The sequence below is a fragment of the Cellulomonas gilvus ATCC 13127 genome, assembly GCF_000218545.1.
Classification (GTDB): Bacteria; Actinomycetota; Actinomycetes; order Actinomycetales; family Cellulomonadaceae; genus Cellulomonas; species Cellulomonas gilvus.
The window spans coordinates 2,219,547-2,239,493 of the sequence record NC_015671.1 but is presented as its reverse complement, the minus strand read 5'-3'; the positions used below and the strand labels follow the sequence as shown (position 1 = coordinate 2,239,493).

Annotated in this window: 13 protein-coding genes; 8 read left to right on the top strand and 5 right to left on the bottom strand. The window is 74.9% G+C overall.

The window, feature by feature from the left end:
* Window positions 1-12: 12 nt before the first annotated feature.
* A complete protein-coding gene (locus tag CELGI_RS10340) occupies window positions 13-4,965 on the bottom strand; it encodes an ATP-dependent helicase (RefSeq protein ID WP_013884069.1) in 4,953 nt (1,650 codons plus the stop codon).
* A gap of 99 nt (window positions 4,966-5,064) precedes the next feature.
* On the opposite strand from CELGI_RS10340, the gene CELGI_RS10335 reads away from it, so the two are divergent.
* The 6 genes from CELGI_RS10335 to rny all read left to right on the top strand — a co-directional run bounded on the left by CELGI_RS10335 (window position 5,065) and on the right by rny (window position 11,970).
* Window positions 5,065-5,298: a DUF3046 domain-containing protein gene (locus tag CELGI_RS10335; protein ID WP_013884068.1), complete on the top strand. Its 234-nt coding sequence runs from the start codon at window positions 5,065-5,067 to the stop codon at window positions 5,296-5,298.
* Window positions 5,295-7,463: a phage holin family protein gene (locus tag CELGI_RS10330; RefSeq protein ID WP_013884067.1), complete on the top strand. Its 2,169-nt coding sequence runs from the start codon at window positions 5,295-5,297 to the stop codon at window positions 7,461-7,463. The genes CELGI_RS10335 and CELGI_RS10330 overlap by 4 nt, the downstream gene beginning before the upstream one ends.
* Window positions 7,460-8,272, top strand: a complete 813-nt coding sequence (locus CELGI_RS10325) for an MBL fold metallo-hydrolase (protein ID WP_013884066.1) — start codon at window positions 7,460-7,462, stop codon at window positions 8,270-8,272. Before CELGI_RS10330 ends, CELGI_RS10325 begins: the two co-directional genes overlap by 4 nt.
* A 227-nt stretch (window positions 8,273-8,499) precedes the next feature.
* On the top strand, window positions 8,500-9,540 hold the full coding sequence (recA, locus tag CELGI_RS10320; RefSeq protein ID WP_013884065.1) for a recombinase RecA: 1,041 nt from the start codon (window positions 8,500-8,502) through the stop codon (window positions 9,538-9,540).
* A gap of 71 nt (window positions 9,541-9,611) precedes the next feature.
* Window positions 9,612-10,145, top strand: coding sequence for a regulatory protein RecX (locus tag CELGI_RS10315; RefSeq protein ID WP_013884064.1), 534 nt, complete (start codon window positions 9,612-9,614; stop codon window positions 10,143-10,145).
* A 292-nt stretch (window positions 10,146-10,437) separates the two neighbouring features.
* Entirely contained in the window at window positions 10,438-11,970 is a 1,533-nt protein-coding gene (gene rny, locus CELGI_RS10305) for a ribonuclease Y (RefSeq protein ID WP_013884062.1), read from the top strand.
* Window positions 11,971-11,980: 10 nt separating this feature from the next.
* Here the strand turns inward: rny and CELGI_RS10300 are convergent, their stop codons facing one another.
* The 4 genes from CELGI_RS10300 to CELGI_RS10285 form a co-directional block, all read right to left on the bottom strand.
* Window positions 11,981-12,850 carry an amino acid ABC transporter permease gene (locus CELGI_RS10300; RefSeq protein ID WP_013884061.1) on the bottom strand — a complete coding sequence of 290 codons (870 nt, stop codon included), beginning with the start codon at window positions 12,848-12,850 and terminating at the stop codon, window positions 11,981-11,983.
* The gene (locus tag CELGI_RS10295; protein WP_013884060.1) at window positions 12,847-13,521 is read right to left on the bottom strand and encodes an amino acid ABC transporter permease; all 675 of its coding nucleotides are present in this window, start codon (window positions 13,519-13,521) and stop codon (window positions 12,847-12,849) included. Before CELGI_RS10295 ends, CELGI_RS10300 begins: the two co-directional genes overlap by 4 nt.
* A 114-nt stretch (window positions 13,522-13,635) precedes the next feature.
* Entirely contained in the window at window positions 13,636-14,484 is an 849-nt protein-coding gene (locus CELGI_RS10290) for a glutamate ABC transporter substrate-binding protein (RefSeq protein WP_013884059.1), read from the bottom strand.
* A 66-nt stretch (window positions 14,485-14,550) separates the two neighbouring features.
* Window positions 14,551-15,345 carry an amino acid ABC transporter ATP-binding protein gene (locus CELGI_RS10285; protein ID WP_013884058.1) on the bottom strand — a complete coding sequence of 265 codons (795 nt, stop codon included), beginning with the start codon at window positions 15,343-15,345 and terminating at the stop codon, window positions 14,551-14,553.
* A 137-nt stretch (window positions 15,346-15,482) separates the two neighbouring features.
* Here CELGI_RS10285 and miaB point away from each other — a divergent pair, with 137 nt between their 5' ends.
* Complete coding sequence (miaB, locus tag CELGI_RS10280) at window positions 15,483-17,039, top strand: tRNA (N6-isopentenyl adenosine(37)-C2)-methylthiotransferase MiaB (protein WP_013884057.1); 1,557 nt, start codon at window positions 15,483-15,485, stop codon at window positions 17,037-17,039.
* A 115-nt stretch (window positions 17,040-17,154) separates the two neighbouring features.
* Window positions 17,155-19,905, top strand: coding sequence for an alpha/beta hydrolase (locus tag CELGI_RS10275; RefSeq protein WP_013884056.1), 2,751 nt, complete (start codon window positions 17,155-17,157; stop codon window positions 19,903-19,905).
* The last annotated feature ends 42 nt before the right edge of the window (window positions 19,906-19,947 follow it).

The following is a 19,947-nucleotide window of genomic DNA, read 5'->3' as shown; positions in this document are numbered from 1 at the left end:
GCACGGTGCCCGTCACCGCGGACCGTCCACGCGCAGCCCGCGCGGGGTCGTCGCGAAGCCGGCCGCGACCAGCGCCCGACCGGCGGCCGAGCGCGCCGCGCCGTCGGCGAGCACACCGGCGCCGTCGATGCGGGACACCGTCAGACGTCCCGTGCGGCGGGCGACCGCGGCCAGACCTCGTGCCGCGGCCTCCAGGGTCGGCGTGTCGTCGTCGAACGTGAGCACGGTCCGCCCCCCGCGCTCGAGGTACAGCACCAGTGCGCCGTCGACGAGCACGACGAGCGAGCCGGCCTTGCGCCCGGGGCGGTGGCGTGCGGCCGCATCCGTCCCCTCGCGTGCGGCGGGGGGTGCGGGCCACGGCAGCGCGGCGCCGTACGGGTTGGCCGGGTCGGTCGCGGCGAGCACCACGACGGTCGGGGAGGCGCTCGCGTGCGCGGCGGGTGCGGAGTCGTCCGCGCGCTGCGCGGCGCGCTCCAGCGCGAGCGTGACGACGGACGCGTCCGTCCGGAGCTGGTCGACCGCACCGGGCAGCGCGAACTGCGAGCCCCCCAGCCGCTCCACGAAGTAGCCGCGCCGCACCTGGCCGCCCTGCTCAAGCGTCCCGAGGACGCGGTAGACGTCGGCGAACGTCCCGCCGATGCCCTCGAGCGGCGCGACCGTCCGGGTGAGCACTCCGTGGCGGTCCAGCAGCTGCGCGGTCAGGGCGTGCGCCCGCAGCGTCGGGTCCGGCTCGCGCTGCGGCAGGAGCGACCAGCGACCGGCGGCAGGGCCGGCACCGGGACGTGGACCCGCGGGCCGGCCGGCGGCGAGCGCACCGCGCAGCCCGAGGCGCGGTCGCATCGTGCGTCCGCGCGGCGCGGGTGCGCGCGTGCGGTGCGCGGTCGATCCCGTGCCGAGCCAGGCCCGCAGCGGGGCCAGGCCGTCATTGGTCACCCGGCCGGCCCACACCAGGTCCCACAGCGCGGCGACGACATCGGCCTCGCTCGTCAGACCGGCACCGGGTGCCGTCCCGTCCGCGATCTGCGCGGCCTCCGCGTCGGAGCCGAGGAGCTCGCGCACACGGGCGGCGAGCGGGCCCGCGAACCAGGCGCCACCGCCCGCGAGCGCGGCGAGCACGGCCGCGTGCACAGGACCTGCCGCGACGTCCGGCTCGTCGGGACCCGGGGCGGGGAGCCGCGGCAGCGTCAGATCGGCGACCGCGGTGGGGTGCAACGAGACGAGGCCGTCATGGCCGGACAGTGCGGCGTGCCCCGCCCAGAGCACCTCGCCGGCCGCCGTGAGCTCGTCGAGCATCTCGGGTCGGTAGTCGACGACGCGGGCCGGCAGGACGTGCGTCTCGAGAGCGGAGGCGGGCACCGCGAAGCCCGCGAGCTGCTCGACGACGCGGGCCAGCCCGTCCACGCCCCGCACCCCGCTGCCGGACGACCCGAGCACGGGTGCGACCGACTGCCACCGCGGCAGGAACACCCCGAGCGCCCGCGGGTCCACGGGCTCGACCTGCGAGCGCAGCGCGGCCAGCGACCGGCGACGCAGCGTGCGCAGCACCTCCGCGTCGCAGTACTCGTCGCCCGTGCCGCCCAGCTCGTCGGGACGCAGGCGACCCCGGACCACGGCGCCCGCGGTCTCGAGCCGTGCGAGCGCGGACGCCGCGACTGCCACCCCCCAGCCGTACCGCTCGGCCAGCGCGGTCGCCGTGAAGGGGCCGTGCGTGCGCGCGTGGCGCCGGACCAGGTCCCCGATCGGGTCCGGCAGGACCTCGGTGAAGGCCTCGGGCACGCCGACGGGCAGCGCGACGCCGAGCGCGTCCCGCAGACGGCCCGCGTCCTCGACGGCCGCCCACTGCTCGGCACGCGCGGGGTCGACGCCCCCGACGCGGACGGCGATCACGCGCCGTGCCGCCGCGAGCTCGTCGAGCCAGGTCGGCACGTGGTCGCGCACCTCGGGGCGCACGCGCTCCGCGAGCTCCGCGGCGGGCAGCGGGCCGTGCCGGCGGATGGCGTCCGCGAGCTGCTCGAGCGTCGTCGCCTGGCGCTCGGGTGCGCGTCCGGTGAGCTCGGCCTCGGTCTCCAGGACCGCGCGCGGGTCCAGCAGGTCGGCGAGCGCGGACTGCCCGGCCTGGCCCAGCAGCTCCGCGAGCAGCGTCGGGTCGAGCGTGAGGGCGGCGGCACGGCGTTCCGCGAGCGGTGCGTCCCCGTCGTACAGGAACTGCGCGGTGTACCCGAACAGCAACGACTGCGCGAACGGCGACGGCGACGGCGTGGTGACCTCCACCACGCGCACGCGCCCCGCGGCCACGTCCCGCATGAGCGCCGCGAGGGAGGCCGTGTCGAAGTCGTCCTGCAGGCACTCCCGCACGGCCTCGAGCAGGATCGGGAAGTCGGGGTGCTGGGCCGCGACGGCGAGCAGCTGCGCGGAGCGCTGGCGCTGCTGCCACAGCGGCTGGCGGCGGTCGGGCCGGCGGCGGGGGAGCAGCAGCGCCCGGCCCGCCGCCTCGCGGAAGCGCGCGCCGAACAGCGCCGACGACCCGAGCTCGGCGCGGACCTGCGCGACCACGTCGTCGGCGTCCAGGAGCAGGTCGGACAGCTCGATGCCCGGCCCGCCCGCATCGGTGACGGGCGCGGTGGAGTCCAGCGACCAGGCGTCCAGCGCGGCGTCGACGGAGTCGGGCAGGCGCAGCACGATGCCGTCGTCGGAGTGCATCACCGCCGCATCGGTGCCGTACCGCTCGCGCATCCGGGCGCCCAGGACCACGGCCCACGGTGCGTGCACGCGCGCCCCGTACGGCGAGTGCAGCACGATGCGCCAGTCGCCCAGCTCGTCGCGGAACCGCTCCAGGACCAGCGCGGTGTCGCTCGGCACCACACCCGTCGCGGCGACCTGCTCCCGCAGGTAGGCCAGCAGGTTGTCCGACGCCCACGGGTCGAGCCCGGCCGCCTGGACCGTGGCGAGAGCCGCGTCGTCCGGCGCCGTGGCGAGCTCGCGGACCCACGCGCCCATCGCGCGGCCCAGCTCCGCGGGCCGCCCGGGTGAGTCGCCCTTCCAGAACGGCAGGCGACCCGGCACGCCGGGCGCGGGCGACACCAGGACGCGGTCGGTGGTGATCTGCTCGATGCGCCAGGTGCTCGACCCGAGCGTGAACGTGTCACCGGCGCGCGACTCGTAGACCATCTCCTCGTCGAGCTCGCCCACCCGCTTGCCGCCGCGCACCCGGCCGCCGCTCGTCTCCGGGTCCACGGGCACGCCGCCCGAGCTCTCGGTGGCCAGGAACACGCCGAACAGGCCGCGGTCCGGGATGGTCCCCCCGCTGGTGACCGCGAGCCGCAGCGCACCCGGCCGGCCCGTGAGCACGTCGGTCACCCGGTCCCACACCACCCGCGGACGCAGCTCGGCGAACTCCTCGCTCGGGTAGCGGCCCGCCAGCATGTCGAGCACCGCGCGCAGCGTCGCGTCGCCGAGCTGGGTGAACGGCGCCGCCCGCCGCACCACGCGCGCGAGGTCGGTCACGGACCAGTCCTCGACCGCGACCATGGCGACCACCTGCTGCGCGAGCACGTCCAGCGGGTTCGCGGGCACGTGCAACGGCTCGAGGTCGCCCATGCGCATGCGCTGCGCGGTGACGGCGGCCGCGACCAGCTCGGCGCGGTAGGTGGGGAACACCACGCCGTGCGAGACCGCGCCCACCTGGTGACCCGCGCGCCCGATGCGCTGGAGCCCGCTCGCGACCGACGGCGGCGCGCCCACCTGGACCACCAGGTCGACCGCGCCCATGTCGATGCCCAGCTCGAGCGAGGACGTCGCGACGACCGCCGGCAGGTCGCCCGCCTTGAGCTCGCTCTCCGTGCGGGTGCGCTCGGCGCGGCTCATGGAGCCGTGGTGCGCGCGCGCGAGGATCGCCGACGCCTCCCGCGTGTCGATGCCTGCGGCCGCACCCGACTGACCGGGCGCCAGCGCGGGCTGGGCGGCACCCACGTCCGGGACGTCGAGCCCCTGGCGGCCCGCCCACACCTCGTTGATGCGTGACGTGAGCCGCTCGGCACCGCGCCGCGAGTTGGTGAACACGAGCGTCGAGCGGTGCGCCGCGACCAGGTCGACGACGCGTTCTTCGACGTGGGGCCACACCGACGCGCGCCGCGCGGGCGCCGCGGCGGCACCGGTCAGGTCGGGCTCGGACACGGGGTCGGCCGCGGCCACGACGCCCGCCAGGTCGGTCAGGTCCGGCACCGGGACGACGACGTCGACCCGGATCTCCTTGGTCGACGGCGGCTGCACGACGACGGTGTCACGTCCGCCCTCGGCGGGCGGGCGCGCACCCGCCAGGAACGAGGCCACCGCGTCGACCGGTCGCACGGTGGCCGACAGGCCGATGCGCTGCGCCGGTCCCGGACCGGCCTCGAGCAGCGCGTCGAGGCGTTCGAGCGACAGCGCCAGATGAGCGCCGCGCTTGGTCCCCGCGACCGCGTGGATCTCGTCGAGCACCACGGTGCGCACGCCCGCCAGGCCCGCGCGCGCACCCGACGTGAGCACCAGGTACAGCGACTCCGGCGTGGTGATGAGGATGTCGGGCGGCGTCGTCGCGAACGACCGGCGCTCGGCCGGGGGCGTGTCACCCGTGCGGATACCCACCCTGACGTCCGGCAGCGTGCGGCCCAGGCGAGTCGCCGCCTGCCGGATCCCGACGAGCGGCGAGCGCAGGTTCCGCTCGACGTCGGCGGCGAGCGCCTTGAGCGGCGAGACGTACAGCACGCGGCACCGGTGGGCGGCGTCCTGCGGCGGCTCGGCGGTGAGCAGGCCGTCGAGCGCCCACAGGAACGCCGCGAGCGTCTTGCCCGAGCCGGTGGGTGCGACCACGAGCGCGTGGCTGCCACCCGCGACCGCCTCCCATGCACCGGCCTGGGCGGCCGTCGGCTCGGCGAACGCGCCCGTGAACCACGCACGTGTCGGCTCGGAGAACCTGGTCAGCACCACGGCGCCATGGTGTCAGCCGGCGCCCACACGTGCCGTCCCGCTGCGCGTCACGTGCCCGCACGCTCGTCGATCGTGGGCGCCACGTGCGAGGCTGTCCGGGTGAGGTACAGCGAGTTCTGGGAGCTGGTCGAGGAGGTGCTGGGCAGCGCGCCCGGCCGGGAGATCGTCGCGAACCTCGTGGTGGGCGGGCTCGAGAACCGGACGGCGGCGGCGGCGCTGGAGGACGGCGCCGAGCCGCGGACCGTCTGGCACGCGCTGTGCGACGAGCTCGACATCCCCGAGAGCGAACGCTGGGGCGCGGACCTGCGTCGGGTTGCGCCACCACGGCGATGACCACCAGCCGGGCGCCGGACGAGGTCGGCCCGGACCGTGCCGGTGGCTCGCCGGCCGCCGGCCCGCGGACCCGGTCGCGCTGGCACCCGACGCTCGGCGACCTCGCGGACGCGACGCTCGGCCTGGTCACCACCGCGCTCGGCCTGGGCGCCGCGATCTCCCTGGTGGACGGCATCGCGGCACCCGGCCCGGCGGGCGTGCTGCTCGCGGCCGTGCTCGTCTCCGCGGGCGACCTCGTGGTGCGTGCGCCGCTGCGTGCGCTCGCGCGCGTGCTCGGTGCGATGGGTGCGCTTCTGCTCGGGCTGGTCGGACAGGTGGCGATCGCGTGGGCGGCGCTGATGCTCGTGCCCGGGATCGAGGTCACGGGTGCGGGTGCCGTGCCCGTCGTGATCGTGCTGTCCGCCGTCGTGATGGCGGCGGGCCGCTGGCTGATCGGCGCCAACGACTCGGACTACGTGATCGGCGACGTGCTGCGGCGTGCCCGCAACAAGGCGCGCCGTGCGGGCGCCGTGCCGCATCCCGACCGTCCGCCCGGGCTGCTCGTCGTGCAGCTCGACGGCGTCTCCGAACCCGTGCTGCGGGAGGCGGTCGAGGCGGGTCTCGCCCCGACCATGCAGCGGTGGCTGACCGAGGGCACCCATCGGCTCGAGACGTGGTGGGCGCGCGTGCCCTCGACGACGCCCGCGAGCCAGGCGGGGCTGCTGCACGGCGACTCGACACCCGTCCCCGCGTTCCGCTGGTGGGACCGCGGGCTCGGTCGCCTGGTCGTGACCAACCACCCGGCCGACGCCGCGCTGGTCGAGGAGCGGCTCACGTCCGGCCGGGGCCTGCTCGCGGGCGGGGGCACGGCCGTGCAGACGATGTTCACGGGCGACGCGGCCCGCAGCTACGCGGTGATGAGCCGCGCCCGCACGCGCGGGCCCGACGGCAGCGGTGCGGGGCTGGGGCCCGGAGCCGACTTCGTGCGGTTCTTCGCGAGCCCGTTCGTGCTGGCGCGCGCGGTCTCGCTCACGGTCGGCGAGATGGTCAAGGAGCTGTACCAGGCCCGTCGCCAGCACGTGCGTGGGGTCGAGCCGCGCATCTCGCGCGGCGGCTGGTACGTCCTGCTGCGGGCCGTGACCAACGTGCTGATGCGTGACCTCGCCACGTCTCTCGTGGCCGAGGCGGTGGTCCGCGGAGACCCTGCGGTCTTCGTCGACCTCGTGGACTACGACGAGATCGCGCACCACGCCGGCCCCACGCGGCCGGAGTCGATGCGCGCGCTCGAAGGGCTCGACCGGGTGCTCCGCACGCTCGAGCACGCGCTCGCGGTCGCGCCGCGTGCGTACCGCGTCGTGGTCCTGTCCGACCACGGTCAGGCACTCGGCGCGACCTTCGAGCAGGTCGAGGGGTGCAGCCTGCTCGAGACGGTGCGCGCGCTCATGGCCGAGCCCGACGCGGCGGGGCTGGAGAGCGGCACCGGCGAGGACTGGGGTCCGCTGAACGCCCTGGTGACGAGCGTGACCGGGTCGGCCGGCAGCAGCGCGGTAGGACCCGACGCGCGCGAGCGATCGGGCCGGGAGCCCGCGGGCACGCCGGACGTGGTCGTGGTGGGCTCGGGCAACCTGGGCCTGATCTGGTTCCCGCGCGCGGACCACCGGCTGGTGCTCGAGGAGCTCGAGGAGCGGTGGCCCGGCCTCGTCGCCGGGCTCGCGTCGCGGCCCGCGATCGGCGCGGTGGTCGTCGACACCGCCGCGCGCGGGCTCGTCGCGTTCGGCGCACGGGGGTTCGTGACGCTCGAGGACTCCGACGGCGACGGCGAGGGTGAGGACCCGCTCGCGGGCTACGGGCCCCGCGGGCGTGCGGACCTGGCGCGTGCCGCACGGCTGCCGCACACGGGTGACCTGCTGCTGGTCTCGAGGGTCACCGAGCGCGGGCACGTGCACGCGTTCGAGGGCCAGGTCGGCTCGCACGGCGGGATCGGTGGCGCGCAGAACCGCGCGATGCTGCTGCACCCCACGGAGTGGCCGGTCGACGACGACCTGCGCACGCGCGTGGGCGACGAGCGGCTGCTGGTCGGCGCCGAGGCCGTGCACGAGCAGCTCGTGCGGTGGGCGCGACGGCACGGCCTGCGCGACGGGTTGGACGACGCGCCGGCCGCACCGCTCGAGGAGGTCTCGCCGTGACGGACGCGCCGGCCGACCTGGTGGTGCGTTGGTTGGGCCACGCGAGCGTGGTCCTCGACCTGCCGGGTCATGACGCGGACGGAGCGCCGCGGCGGGTCCGCGTGCTCACCGACCCGCTCCTGCGCCGGCACGCGGGCCTCCTGCGTCGGCGGGGTGGCGCTCCACGGCCCGCGCACTGGGGCGGTGCCGACGCCGCGCTCGTCTCGCACCTGCACCACGACCACGCCGAGATCGGCTCGCTCGAGCTGCTCGGGGACGTCCCCGTGGTCGCGGCGCCCGCGAACGCGCGCTGGCTGCGTGCCCACGGCTTCGCCGGGATCGGAGTGCCCGAGGGACGGTGGTGGCACGTGCCCGGCACGTCCGTGCGCGTGATGCCCGTCCCGGCCGAGCACGGCCACCGTCCCATGCCGCACCGGCCCAACGCGGCGGTCGGGTTCGTGCTGCGGTGCGGGGACGTGCGGGTCTGGTTCGCGGGGGACACCGCACCGCACCCGGCGATGTCCGAGGTCCCGGCGCTGCTCGGCGGGACCGTCGACCTCGCGCTCGTCCCGGTCGGCGGCTGGGGTCCGCGGCTGTCGGGCGGGCACATGGACCCCGTGCAGGCCGCGCACGCCGTGGCGGCTGTGGGGGCGCGCGCGGCGGTCCCCGTGCACTGGGGCACGCTGCACGCGCCCGTGTCCCGGCGGCTGCCGCCGGGCTGGATGGACGAGGCGGGCCCCGCGTTCGCTGCGGCTGCGGGCCGCGTCGCGCCCGGGTGCGCGGTGCACGTGCTCGACCCCGGGGACGAGCTCCGGCTGGGCGTCGCGTAGCCGGACGGCGTGTCGGGCGCGGTCGAACGTCTGTTCGGTTATGGTGTGCCGTGGGTGAGGACGACCGCGTCGCACCCCGTCCCCAGGCCGCGTGCGAGCGCAGCCGTCCACAGCGGGCCGGGCCGGGCGGTCGGCATGTCGGTGGTCGGGCATAGCGTCACCCGCGACGACGAGACCAGCCCCCGTAGGCGCAGCACGAGAGCTGCCCGAGACGAAGGTGGAGCACCATGCCCGCACCGCAGGACCGCGAGAAGGCCCTCGAGGCCGCCCTGTCCCAGATCGACCGCCAGTTCGGCAAGGGGTCGATCATGCGCCTCGGCGACGAGGGCCGTGCCCCCGTCGAGGTGATCCCCACCGGCTCGATCGCGCTGGACGTCGCGCTCGGCATCGGCGGCCTGCCTCGGGGCCGCATCATCGAGATCTACGGCCCGGAGTCCTCGGGCAAGACGACGGTCGCGCTGCACGCGGTCGCCAACGCGCAGCGCGCGGGCGGCATCGCCGCGTTCATCGACGCCGAGCACGCGCTCGACCCGGAGTACGCGAAGAAGCTGGGCGTCGACACCGACGCGCTGCTCGTGTCGCAGCCGGACACCGGTGAGCAGGCGCTCGAGATCATGGACATGCTGATCCGCTCGGGCGCGATCGACATCATCGTCATCGACTCGGTCGCGGCGCTCGTGCCCAAGGCCGAGATCGAGGGCGAGATGGGGGACAGCCACGTCGGTCTGCAGGCGCGCCTGATGTCGCAGGCGCTCCGCAAGATCACCGGCGCGCTCAACTCGTCGGGCACCACCGCGATCTTCATCAACCAGCTGCGCGAGAAGATCGGCGTCTTCTTCGGTTCCCCGGAGACGACCACGGGTGGCAAGGCGCTGAAGTTCTACGCATCGGTCCGCATGGACATCCGCCGCATCGAGACCCTCAAGGAGGGCACCGAGGCCGTCGGCAACCGCACGCGCGTCAAGGTCGTCAAGAACAAGATGGCGCCGCCGTTCAAGCAGGCCGAGTTCGACATCCTGTACGGGGTCGGCATCTCGCGTGAGGGCTCGCTCATCGACATGGGCGTCGAGCACGGGTTCGTCCGCAAGTCGGGCGCGTGGTTCACCTACGAGGGCGACCAGCTGGGACAGGGCAAGGAGAACGCGCGCAAGTTCCTGCGCGACAACCCGGACCTGGCCGAGGAGCTCGACAAGAAGATCAAGGAGAAGCTGGGCATCGGTGCGCGCATCGACGCACCGGCCGACGCCGCCGCGGCGGTCGACTTCTGAGCTCGCGCGCGGCGGGTGGGCGTCCCCGTCGTCGGCCGGCTGGCGAGCCGCCGACGACGGGGAGCGCCGCCGTGGAGGCCGAGCCCGACCAGGAGTCCGTCGCACGCGCCATCGCGCTGCGGCAGCTGACGGCGGCGCCCCGCAGCCGTGCGCAGCTCGCCGAGGCGATGGCGCGCCGCGACGTGCCCCAGGAGGTCGCCGAGCGCGTGCTCGACCGGTTCACCGAGGTCGGGCTGGTCGACGATGCGCAGTACGCGCAGATGCTCGTGCGGACACGGCACGCCGAGCGGGGCATGTCGCGCCGGGCCATCGCGCTCGAGCTGCGTCGGCGCGGCGTCGACGACGAGACCGCGGTCGAGGCGCTCGGTCAGATCGACGCCGACGACGAGGAGTCGGCCGCGCGTGACGTCGTGCGGCGCAAGCTGCGCGGCATGCGGGGGCTCGCGCCCGAGGTGCAGGCCCGCCGGCTGCAGGGCGTGCTCGGGCGCAAGGGCTACCCCGCGGGCGTGGTGTTCCGGGTGGTCGCGGAGGAGCTCGCGGCCGCCGGCGACGAGCCGGGCGGTCGCCCGAGCCCGGACGCCACCGTGCTCGAGCTCGACGACTGACGCCCGCCGTCGGGGTCCGGGGCGGTGCGCGCGTCGATGACCGAGCGGAGGCCGGCCGAGGGACGTCCCGCCGCGCCCGGGTCGATCGCGGTCCCGCGGTCCGACGGGCCGACGGACCGGATCGGCGCAGGCCCGACCGGCGCGGCGCGGCCCCGCTGCCCCCGTGCGCGCGTCGCGTGCGTGAGAATGGCCGTGCCACCGGTCGCGGCGGGGGCGCCGCAGACGTGGCGCGCGACCGGCATCCGCGTCCCCGACGGACGACCGGACCAGCCACGGGCGATCGGAGGAGTGCGTGCAGGAGAGCGACATCGCGTTGATCGTCGGCCTGCTCGGCGCGTGCCTGGTCGCGCTGCTGCTGGTGCTGCTGGCGCGCCGGGAGGCCGCCGCGCAGCGTTCCCAGGCGGCCCAGGACGTCGCGGGCATCAAGGAGGAGGCGCGCAACCACCTCAAGGCCGCCGCACGGCGGGAGGAGCGCGCACGCGAGCGCGAGCTCGCCGCGGTCGCCGAGCAGGCGCAGGCCGCCGAGCACGAGAAGCGCGCGCGTGAGCACGAAAGGGCGGCGGCGGAGGCGGAGCGCGTGGCCGAGCGCGAGCTCGCCGCCGCCGAGCGGCGCGCTGCCGCGCAGGTCGCGCGCGCGGAGGACGCGGCCCGCCGGCTGCTCGCCGACGCCGAGGCGAAGGCGCTCACGGATCTCGAGCAGGCGTCCGGCCTCACCGCGCAGGACGCACGCCTCGAGCTCACCCGGCGCATCACCGAGCAGGCGCAGAACGACGCGGCGTCGCAGGTGCGCCGCGCGGAGGCACAGGCGCGCCGGACCGCGGAGGCCCGGGCGCGTCGGATCGTGGCCACGGCGGTGCAGCGCACCGCGGTCGCGACCAGCGCGCAGTCGGCCATCACGGTCCTGGCCCTCCCGTCGGACGAGATGAAGGGCCGGATCATCGGCAAGGAGGGCCGCAACATCCGGCACTTCGAGGCGCTGACGGGTGTGAACGTGCTCGTCGACGAGCAGCCGGACTCGGTGGTGCTCTCCTCGTTCGACGCCGAGCGCCGCGAGGTCGCGCAGATCACGCTCGAGGCGCTCATGGCCGACGGGCGGATCCATCCGCAGCGGATCGAGGCCGCGTACGCCGAGGCGCTCGCCGGTGCGGACGAGCGCGCGGTCGCGGCAGGCCACGACGCGGCTGAGCGTGCGGGCGTCGAGGGGCTGCACCCCACGCTGATCCGGACGCTGGGCCGGCTGCGGCTGCGGACCTCCTACGGGCAGAACGTGCTCGAGCACCTCGTGGAGACGGCGCTGCTCGCGGCGTCGCTCGCGGCCGAGGTGGGCGCCAACCCGGTGGTCGCGCGACGCGGGGCGTTCCTGCACGACATCGGCAAGGCGCTGACGCAGGAGGTCGCCGGGACGCACGCGACGATCGGAGCCGACCTGGCGCGCCGGCACGGCGAGCCCGAGGAGATCGTCAACGCGATCGCGGCGCACCATGACGAGGTCCCGGTCGAGACGGTCGAGGGCGTCCTGGTGCAGGTCGCGGACGCGATCTCCGCCTCCCGCCCGGGCGCGCGGCGGCAGGAGCTCGACCAGTACGTCGAGCGCATGGACAAGCTCGAGGCGCTCGTCGCCGCGCACGCGGGGGTGCGGCGCGCTCTGGCGATGTCGGCGGGTCGCGAGGTGCGTGTCGTCGTGGAGCCGACCGAGGTGGACGACTACGCGCTGCCGCAGCTCGCGGTCGCGATCGCGCGGCACATCGAGGCGGACCTGACGTACCCGGGTGAGATCAAGGTGACCGTGGTGCGGGAGATCAGGGCGAGCGCGACGGCCGGCTGACCGGTCGCGGTCAGGACGCGTCGCGGCCCGTGGCCGCCAGGCTCGGTGCCTCGGCGCGCGCGCGGCCCGCGGTCCGGCGCCCGACCCGCCCCGCGAGAACCTCCGCGAGCCGGGTGAGCAGCCAGTTGATGACGATGAACACGACGGCCGCGACGACCAGCGACTGCAGGATGTTGCCGTTGCCGGACCCGAAGCGGCGGGCCGCGGCGAGCAGCTCGGGATACGTGATGATCGCGCCCAGCGCGGTGTCCTTGAGGATGACCACGAGCTGGCTCGCGATCGCGGGGAGCATCGCGATCACCGCCTGCGGGACCTCGACCAGGCGCAACGACTGCCCACGCGTCAGGCCCGTGGCCAGCGCCGCCTCCCGCTGACCCTTGGGCAGGTTGTGCACGCCCGACCGCACCAGCTCGGCGAACACCGCGCCGTTGTACAGCGTGAGCCCGAGCACGACCGCGACGAGCGGGAGGTCCACGGGGTCGACGACGTCCAGCTGCGGAAGGAACAGGTAGAAGAAGACCATCATGAGGAGCACGGGCACGGCGCGGAAGAACTCCACGACCCCGCCGCTGACCCAGCGCACCGCACGCGACGCCGACAGCCGGCCGAGCCCGAACACCAGGCCGAAGGCACCGGCGGTGACGATCGACAGCCCTGCCGCGACGAGGGTCTGCCGCAGCCCGGGGAGCAGGAAGTTCTCCCACGCGTTCGCGGTCAGCAGCGGCTGCCACAACGCGCCCGCGAGCTGTCCCTTGCGGTCCAGGAGGACGAGCGCATAGGCGCCGATCCCGGCGACGACGAGCGTCGCGACGACGTTGATCCAGACCATCCGCCGACGGGCGCGCGGACCGGGGGAGTCGAACAGCACCGAGCCGCTCACCGGGCCACCGCCCAGCGCCGGGACAGGGCGGTGGTCACGAGCCCGATCGGCACCACGATCAGGACGAACCCGACGGCGAACACGAGGAACACGAGGACGGTCACGTCGCCCCGGGCCTCGATCATGGTGCGCATGAGGCTGGACGTCTCGACGACCGACCCGGCGGCCGCGACGGTCGAGTTCTTGGTGAGCGCGATGAGCACGTTGCCGAGCGGGGCGACGGCCCCCCGGAACGCCTGGGGCAGGATGACCAGCCGCGCGCTCGCCGCGAACCCCAGCCCGATCGCGCGAGCGGCCTCGGCCTGACCCACCGGGACGGTGTTGACGCCCGAGCGCAGCGCCTCGCACACGAACGCCGCGTGGTAGACCGTCAGGCCGAGCACGGCGAGCCAGAAGAAGTTCTGCTGGAAGTCGCCGGACAGCGTGATGCCGAGCTGCCCCCACAGCCCGAGCACGCAGAAGACGATGATGACGGTCAGCGGGGTGTTGCGGAGCAACGTGACGTAGGTGGTGCCCGCGAACCGCAGGCTCGGCACGGGGGAGATGCGCATGAGCGCGAGCACCGTCCCGATGACCAGCGCGAAGATCGCCGCCCAGAACGTCAGCTGCAGGTTCACCCAGAACGCGCCGAGCACGTCGAACTCACGGAACAGCGACGTCAGGTCGTCCACGGGCTCTCCTTCCGTCTGGTGGGGACGCGCGGGGTCGGGTCCCGCCCGGCGCGGGTGCTGGGTGCAGCAGCCCCGTGGTGCGCGCGCGGCGGCGCGCGCACCACGGGGGAGGCGTCAGCCGCAGGCCGCGGGCGTCGGCGGGTTCGCGTCGGAGGGCACGTACCCGGAGGCGCCCACGTTCTCGTCGAGCGCGCTCTGCCAGGACCCGTCCTCGATCATCGCGGAGATCGCGTCGGTCACGGCCTGGCACCGGTCGGAGTCCTTGGGCAGGCCGACGCCGTAGTTCTCCTCGGAGAACGGGTTGCCGACGACCTTGACCTTGCCCTCGTTCGCGGCGATCGACGCGAGCCCGGCGAGGATGATGTCGTCGGTCGTCACGGCGTCCACCGTGCCGGCCGTGAGCGCGGTCACGCACTCGCTGTAGCCCGGCTGCTCGAGGAGCTGGGTCCCGGCGGCGTACTCGTCCTTGATGCGCTGCGCCGAGGTCGAGCCGGTGACGGAGCACAGGTTCTTGCCCTCGAGGTCCTCGGGGCCGCTGATCGAGCTGTCGTCCGCCGCGACCAGCAGGTCCTGACCGGCGACGAAGTACGGCCCCGCGAAGGACACGACCTCCTTGCGCTCGTCGGTGATCGAGTAGGTCGCGAAGATCATGTCGACCTGGCCGTTCTGCAGCATGGTCTCGCGCTGCGCGGACGGGGACTCGACGAACTCGATCTGGTCCTCGCTGAACCCGAGCTTGTCCGCGACGTACGTCGCGACCGCGACGTCGAAGCCGGTGTAGGTGTCGCCGTCCTTGAACCCGAGGCCGGGCTGGTCGAACTTGATGCCGATCCGGATGGTGTCGCCGCCGGTGCCTCCGGTCGCGTCGTCGTCGTCGGGGGAGTCCGACGAGCACGCGGCGAGCGCGAGCGCTCCGGCGAGCGTCAGTGCGGTGAGCGTCCTGGTCCGGTGTCTCGTGCGCATGAGCAGTCCCTTCGTGTCGGGTGTCGCGGGTGTCGTGCGGGAGCGGTCGGGTCGGGCCGGGTCGGGTCAGTGGGTGAGGATCTTGGACAGGAAGTCGCGGGCGCGCGCGCTCGTCGGCGCGGTGAAGAAGGTCTCGGGATCGGCCTCCTCGACGATCTCGCCCGCGTCCATGAAGACGACGCGGTTGGCCGCGCGGCGCGCGAAGCCCATCTCGTGCGTGACCACGAGCATCGTCATGCCGTCGCGTGCGAGGCCGACCATGACGTCGAGGACCTCGTTGATCATCTCCGGGTCGAGCGCGGACGTCGGCTCGTCGAACAGCATGACCTTGGGGTCCATGGCCAGTGCACGCGCGATCGCCACGCGCTGCTGCTGACCTCCGGACAGCTGTGCGGGCAGCTTGTCCGCCTGGTTCGCGACGCCGACGCGCTCGAGCAGCTCGACCGCACGGGCGCGGGCCACGGCCTTCTTGACGCCCTTGGCCTTGACGGGTCCGAGCGTGACGTTCTCCAGCACGGTCTTGTGCGCGAACAGGTTGAACGACTGGAACACCATGCCGACCTCGGCGCGCAGCCGCGCGAGCTCGCGCCCCTCGTCGGGCAGCTCCCGGCCGTCGATGCGGATCGTGCCGTGGTCGAACGTCTCGAGGCGGTTGATCGTGCGGCAGAGCGTCGACTTGCCGCTGCCGGACGGGCCGATGATGACGACGACCTCGCCGCGGTCCACCGTCAGGTCGATCGACCGCAGGACGTGCAGGTCGCCGAAGTGCTTGTCGACGCCCCTGAGCTCGACGAGGGGCGTGCCCGTCCTCGTCTGCTCCGCCGGGCCCCCGGGGTGCCGTGCCGTCGCCGCGTCCACCATCCGACGAACGTAGGGTGAAATGTCCGACCTCGCATCCACTGCGGTGCGAGGCGGCCGAGGCGGACCGGCTCCGGGGCGGGCGAGAGCCCCGCGGCGGGTGACGTCGCACACCCGGGCCGGGCCTACCCTGGACGGTGATGTCCACGACCCTGACCGACGCCAGCACGACCGCGTCGACCCCGCAGACGCCCCGACGGACGTACCTCGTCAAGACGCTCGGGTGCCAGATGAACGTGCACGACTCGGAGCACATGGCCGGCATGCTCGAGGCGGCCGGCTACGTCGCGGCGAGCCCCGAGCAGGCCGCGGCCGAGGACGCCGACGTCATCGTGATCAACACGTGCGCGGTGCGCGAGAACGCCGCGGACAAGCTGTACGGCAACCTGGGCAGGCTCGCGGGCACCAAGCGGAGCAGGCCCGGCGGCATGCAGATCGCGGTGGGCGGGTGCCTGGCCCAGAAGGACCGCTCGGGCATCGTCGAGCGGGCGCCGTGGGTCGACGTGGTGTTCGGGACGCACAACCTCGACGTGCTGCCCGCGCTGCTCGAGCGCGCACGCCACAACGCGGCGGCCCAGGTCGAGATCGAGGAGTCGCTCAAGGTCTTCCCCTCGACGCTGCCGACCCGGCGTGAGTCCGCCTACGCGGGCTGGGTGTCCATCAGCGTGGGCTGCAACAACACGTGCACGTTCTGCATCGTGCCGCACCTGCGCGGCAAGGAGCGCGACCGGCGGCCGGGCGAGGTGCTCGCCGAGGTCGAGGCCCTCGTCGCGACGGGTGCGATCGAGGTGACGCTGCTGGGACAGAACGTCAACTCCTACGGCGTCGGCTTCGGTGACCGGGGCGCGTTCGCCAAGCTGCTGCGTGCGGTCGGTGCGGTCGACGGGCTCGAGCGCGTGCGGTTCACGTCGCCGCACCCCGCGGCGTTCACCGACGACGTGATCGCCGCGATGGCCGCGACGCCGACCGTGATGCCGCAGCTGCACATGCCGTTGCAGTCCGGTTCTGACCGGGTGCTGCGCGCGATGCGCCGGTCCTACCGCGCCGAGCGGTTCCTCGGGATCCTGGACCGCGTCCGGGACGCGATCCCGCACGCCGCGATCACGTCGGACATCATCGTCGGCTTCCCGGGCGAGACCGAGGAGGACTTCGCCGCGACGCTCGAGGTGGTCGAGGCGTCGCGGTTCGCGTCCGCGTTCACGTTCCAGTACTCGCCGCGCCCGGGCACGCCCGCCGCCGACCTGCCCGGCCAGCTGCCCAAGGCCGTGGTCCAGGAGCGGTACGAGCGGCTCGTCGCCCTCCAGGAGCGCATCTCGCTCGAGGAGAACCAGGCGCAGGTCGGCCGTCGCATCGAGGTGCTCGTCTCGCACGGGGACGGCCGCAAGGACGCCGAGACGCGCCGGCTGTCCGGGCGTGCGCCCGACAACCGGCTCGTGCACCTCGCGCTGCCGGACGGCTGGGCCCAGCCGCCGCGACCGGGGGACATGGTGACGGTCGAGGTCACGCAGGCCGCACCGCACCACCTGGTCGCGGACTCGGGTGCGCTCGGCGGGACGTTCGAGGTGCGCAGCACACGCGCGTCGCAGGCATGGCAGGCACGGCAGGCGGGCGACGACGCGCATGCGCACGGCGACGGCTGCGGCACCGCGCCCGCGGGTCCCGTGAGCCTCGGCATCCCGGTCCTCGCGACACGCTGACCAGCGGGGAAACCCGCCCGCGGTGCCGGAGCGGGCCGCTAGGGTCGAACGCGTCGCGGCGTCTGGTCGTGACCGGGAGCCGCGCCGTCGCGGCCGTGCGAACAGGGGAGCACGCATGCGTGCATGGACAGGACGGACCGCGCTCGTCGCGGTGCTCGCGGGCGGGCTCGCGTGGGGGGCCGCATGGCCCGCCTCCGCGCAGGACGACCCCGCGGGGACGTCGACGAGCGGCACGGGCGACGTCGCGGCCGCTGTCACGTCACCGGGCGACGTCCGCGTCGCCACGGACGACGAGGGCAGCACGATCAGCTGGTCGCCGCGCGACCTGCGGGCGTACGGGGACGCGCGCGTCGAGTTCCGCACGCAGGACGGCCTGCTGGGTGTCCCGACGAGCGTCGGCGCGGCGTACGTGCTCCGGGTCCCGGGCCGCACCGACGTCGCGCGTGCCGACGTCCAGGTGACGCTCGGCGGGCGCGTCCTGGCCGGACCGGGCACGGGGGCTGAGGCCCCCGCCGCGACCAGCCCGCGGGTGCCACCGGTCACGGCGCTCCTGCCGCAGGACCCGGGCCGCGCGGGCACGTACGCCACCACCACGTGGTCCTACCGGCTGCCGTCCATCCGGCTCGACGGGCTGCCGGCCAAGGTCGAGATGGTGGGGCAGGTCGTCGCGCCCGTCGGCGCCACCGGCCGCCGACCCGTGGTGCTCTTCCTGCACGGGCGGCACACCACGTGCTACGCGCCCGGCGGCGAGGAGCTGTCGATCGACTGGCCGTGCCCGCCGGCACTGCGCCCCATCCCGAGCCACCGCGGGTACACGCAGACGCAGAAGCTGCTCGCGAGCCAGGGCTACGTCACGGTCTCGGTGGCCGCGAACGGCATCAACGGTCAGGACGGCGACCTGCTCGACGCGGGCGCCGACGCCCGTGCGAAGCTCGTGCGTGCGCACCTGGACGTCCTCGCGGACTGGGACGCCGGGACCGGCGCGGGCCCCGCGAAGCGCACCACGCTCAAGGACCGGCTGGCGCTGCGCAAGGTCATGACCGTCGGCCACTCGCGCGGTGGTGAGGGCGTGCAGCGCGCCGCGATCCAGGCGCAGGCGTCCGACCGGTTCCGCATCGTGGGCCAGGTGCTCGTCGCACCGACCGACTTCGGCCAGCAGGTCGCGGTGGGCGTGCCGACGACCACCCTGCTGCCTTACTGCGACGGCGACGTCTCCGACCTGCAGGGCCAGATGTACGTGGACCAGGCCTCCCGCGCGACGGCGGGCGACCGCGCGACGCGGTCGGCGGTCCTGGTGATGGGCGCGAACCACAACTACTTCAACTCCGAGTGGACCCCGGGTGTCGCGGCCGCACCGGCGTGGGACGACTGGTACGAGCCGAGCGACAAGGTGTGCGGCACGTCCGCGCCGCAGCGCCTCACCGCGGCCCAGCAGCGGTCGGTGGGCGCCACGTACGTCGCCGCCGCCGCCCGGACCTACCTCACGACGAGCACGTCCGCGCTCCCGCTGCTGGACGGCACGCCCGTCCGCGCCGCGTCCGCGGGTCCGGCGGTCGTGCTCTCGCACGCGGTCGGGGGGCGCCGCACGGCGCTCGTCGTGCCGGGCGAGGTCGGCAAGGTCACCGCGTCGGGGGACATGACCTCGACGCTGTGCCTCGGCACGGGTGGCACGGCCGCGAACCGGTGCGGACGGGACCACGGCTCACCCCACTGGTCGCCGCAGGCGCAGTCGTGGCTGTCGGAGGACGTGCAGCTCTACCGGCTGCGCTGGACGTCGGCGGGGGCCACGGCGCGGATCGGCGTCGCGGACGCCGACCTGACGTCGCGGCGCTACCTGGACCTGCGGCTGATCGCACCGCCGCAGCAGGGCACGCCGCGCGTCGAGGTCGTGTTCCGGGACGACGCGGGGCGGCGTCTGGCCTCGGCCCCGGTGCGGCAGGCGGGCGTCCTGCCGCTGACCATGGCGGGCCACCTGTGGGCGCAGAACGTCCGCGTCCCGTTCCCGGCAGGGCTCGACCGGAGCGCGATCGCCTCGGTGACGCTCCGCGCGCTGAGCCCACGCGGGACGGTGTACCTGCTCGACGCGAGCGCCGCGTCGAGCGGCCTCGCGACGTCGACCGCGAGCGTCCGGACGGTCGCGCGTCTGGACGTCCCCGAGTCGACCGTGCTCCGCGCGACCACGGACGGCACGCAGACCGGCTACGTGGTGATCCCCGTCGCCGGGACGCGCACCGAGTCGTCGCGGGTGCAGGTCGTCGTGATCGACCAGTCCGGCCGCAGCGCGCTGCCCGAGGTCCGCGAGGTGGTGATCCGGCCCGGGCAGGACTCCGTGCGGATCCCGATCCGCTTCTCGGGCGACGACGGGTACGCCGACCCCGACAGCCCGTTCCTCGGCTACCAGCTCGCGGTCCGGGCCGAGCGCAACGCGGTCGTCGACTCGTACGCGGGTGCCGTGCGCACGCTCTCGCGCACGCCGCGTCCGGAGCTGTCGGTCGACGACGCCGCCGCTGCCGCGGTGCCCGGTGAGAACCTCAGCTGGCGTTTGCGGCTCACCGAACCCTCGGCGCAGGAGATCTACCTGCAGGTGCGCGCGACCGCGCCAGGTGGGGGCGAGCTGACGCTCGGCGACCTGCCCACGGGGTGGCTGACGTCGGTGGGCGTCGTAGGTCGGCCCGAGGCGACGCTGTCGGAGGCGGGCCTCGAGCTCATGGTGACGATCCCGCCGTACGCGACGAGCGCGCTGCTCGAGATCCCGGTGCGTCGTGACGTGTCGTTCAGCGGCACGCGCGCGGTCGCGCTCCAGGTGGTCACCGAGCCGTTCGAGCCGGGCAGCATCCCGCTCACGGGGACGGTCACCGCACCCTGATGGTGCAGGATCACGGCGTGGGGCGTCCGGACGCCCCACGCC

Bases quoted from the DNA above. Each gene is read 5' to 3' on its own strand.
- CELGI_RS10330 (WP_013884067.1), top strand. From the start codon at position 5,295: ATGACCACCAGCCGGGCGCCGGACGAGGTCGGCCCGGACCGTGCCGGT.
- recA (WP_013884065.1), top strand. From the start codon at position 8,500: ATGCCCGCACCGCAGGACCGCGAGAAGGCCCTCGAGGCCGCCCTGTCC.
- CELGI_RS10290 (WP_013884059.1), bottom strand. From the start codon at position 14,484: ATGCGCACGAGACACCGGACCAGGACGCTCACCGCACTGACGCTCGCC.
- CELGI_RS10285 (WP_013884058.1), bottom strand. From the start codon at position 15,345: ATGGTGGACGCGGCGACGGCACGGCACCCCGGGGGCCCGGCGGAGCAG.
- miaB (WP_013884057.1), top strand. From the start codon at position 15,483: ATGTCCACGACCCTGACCGACGCCAGCACGACCGCGTCGACCCCGCAG.
- CELGI_RS10275 (WP_013884056.1), top strand. From the start codon at position 17,155: ATGCGTGCATGGACAGGACGGACCGCGCTCGTCGCGGTGCTCGCGGGC.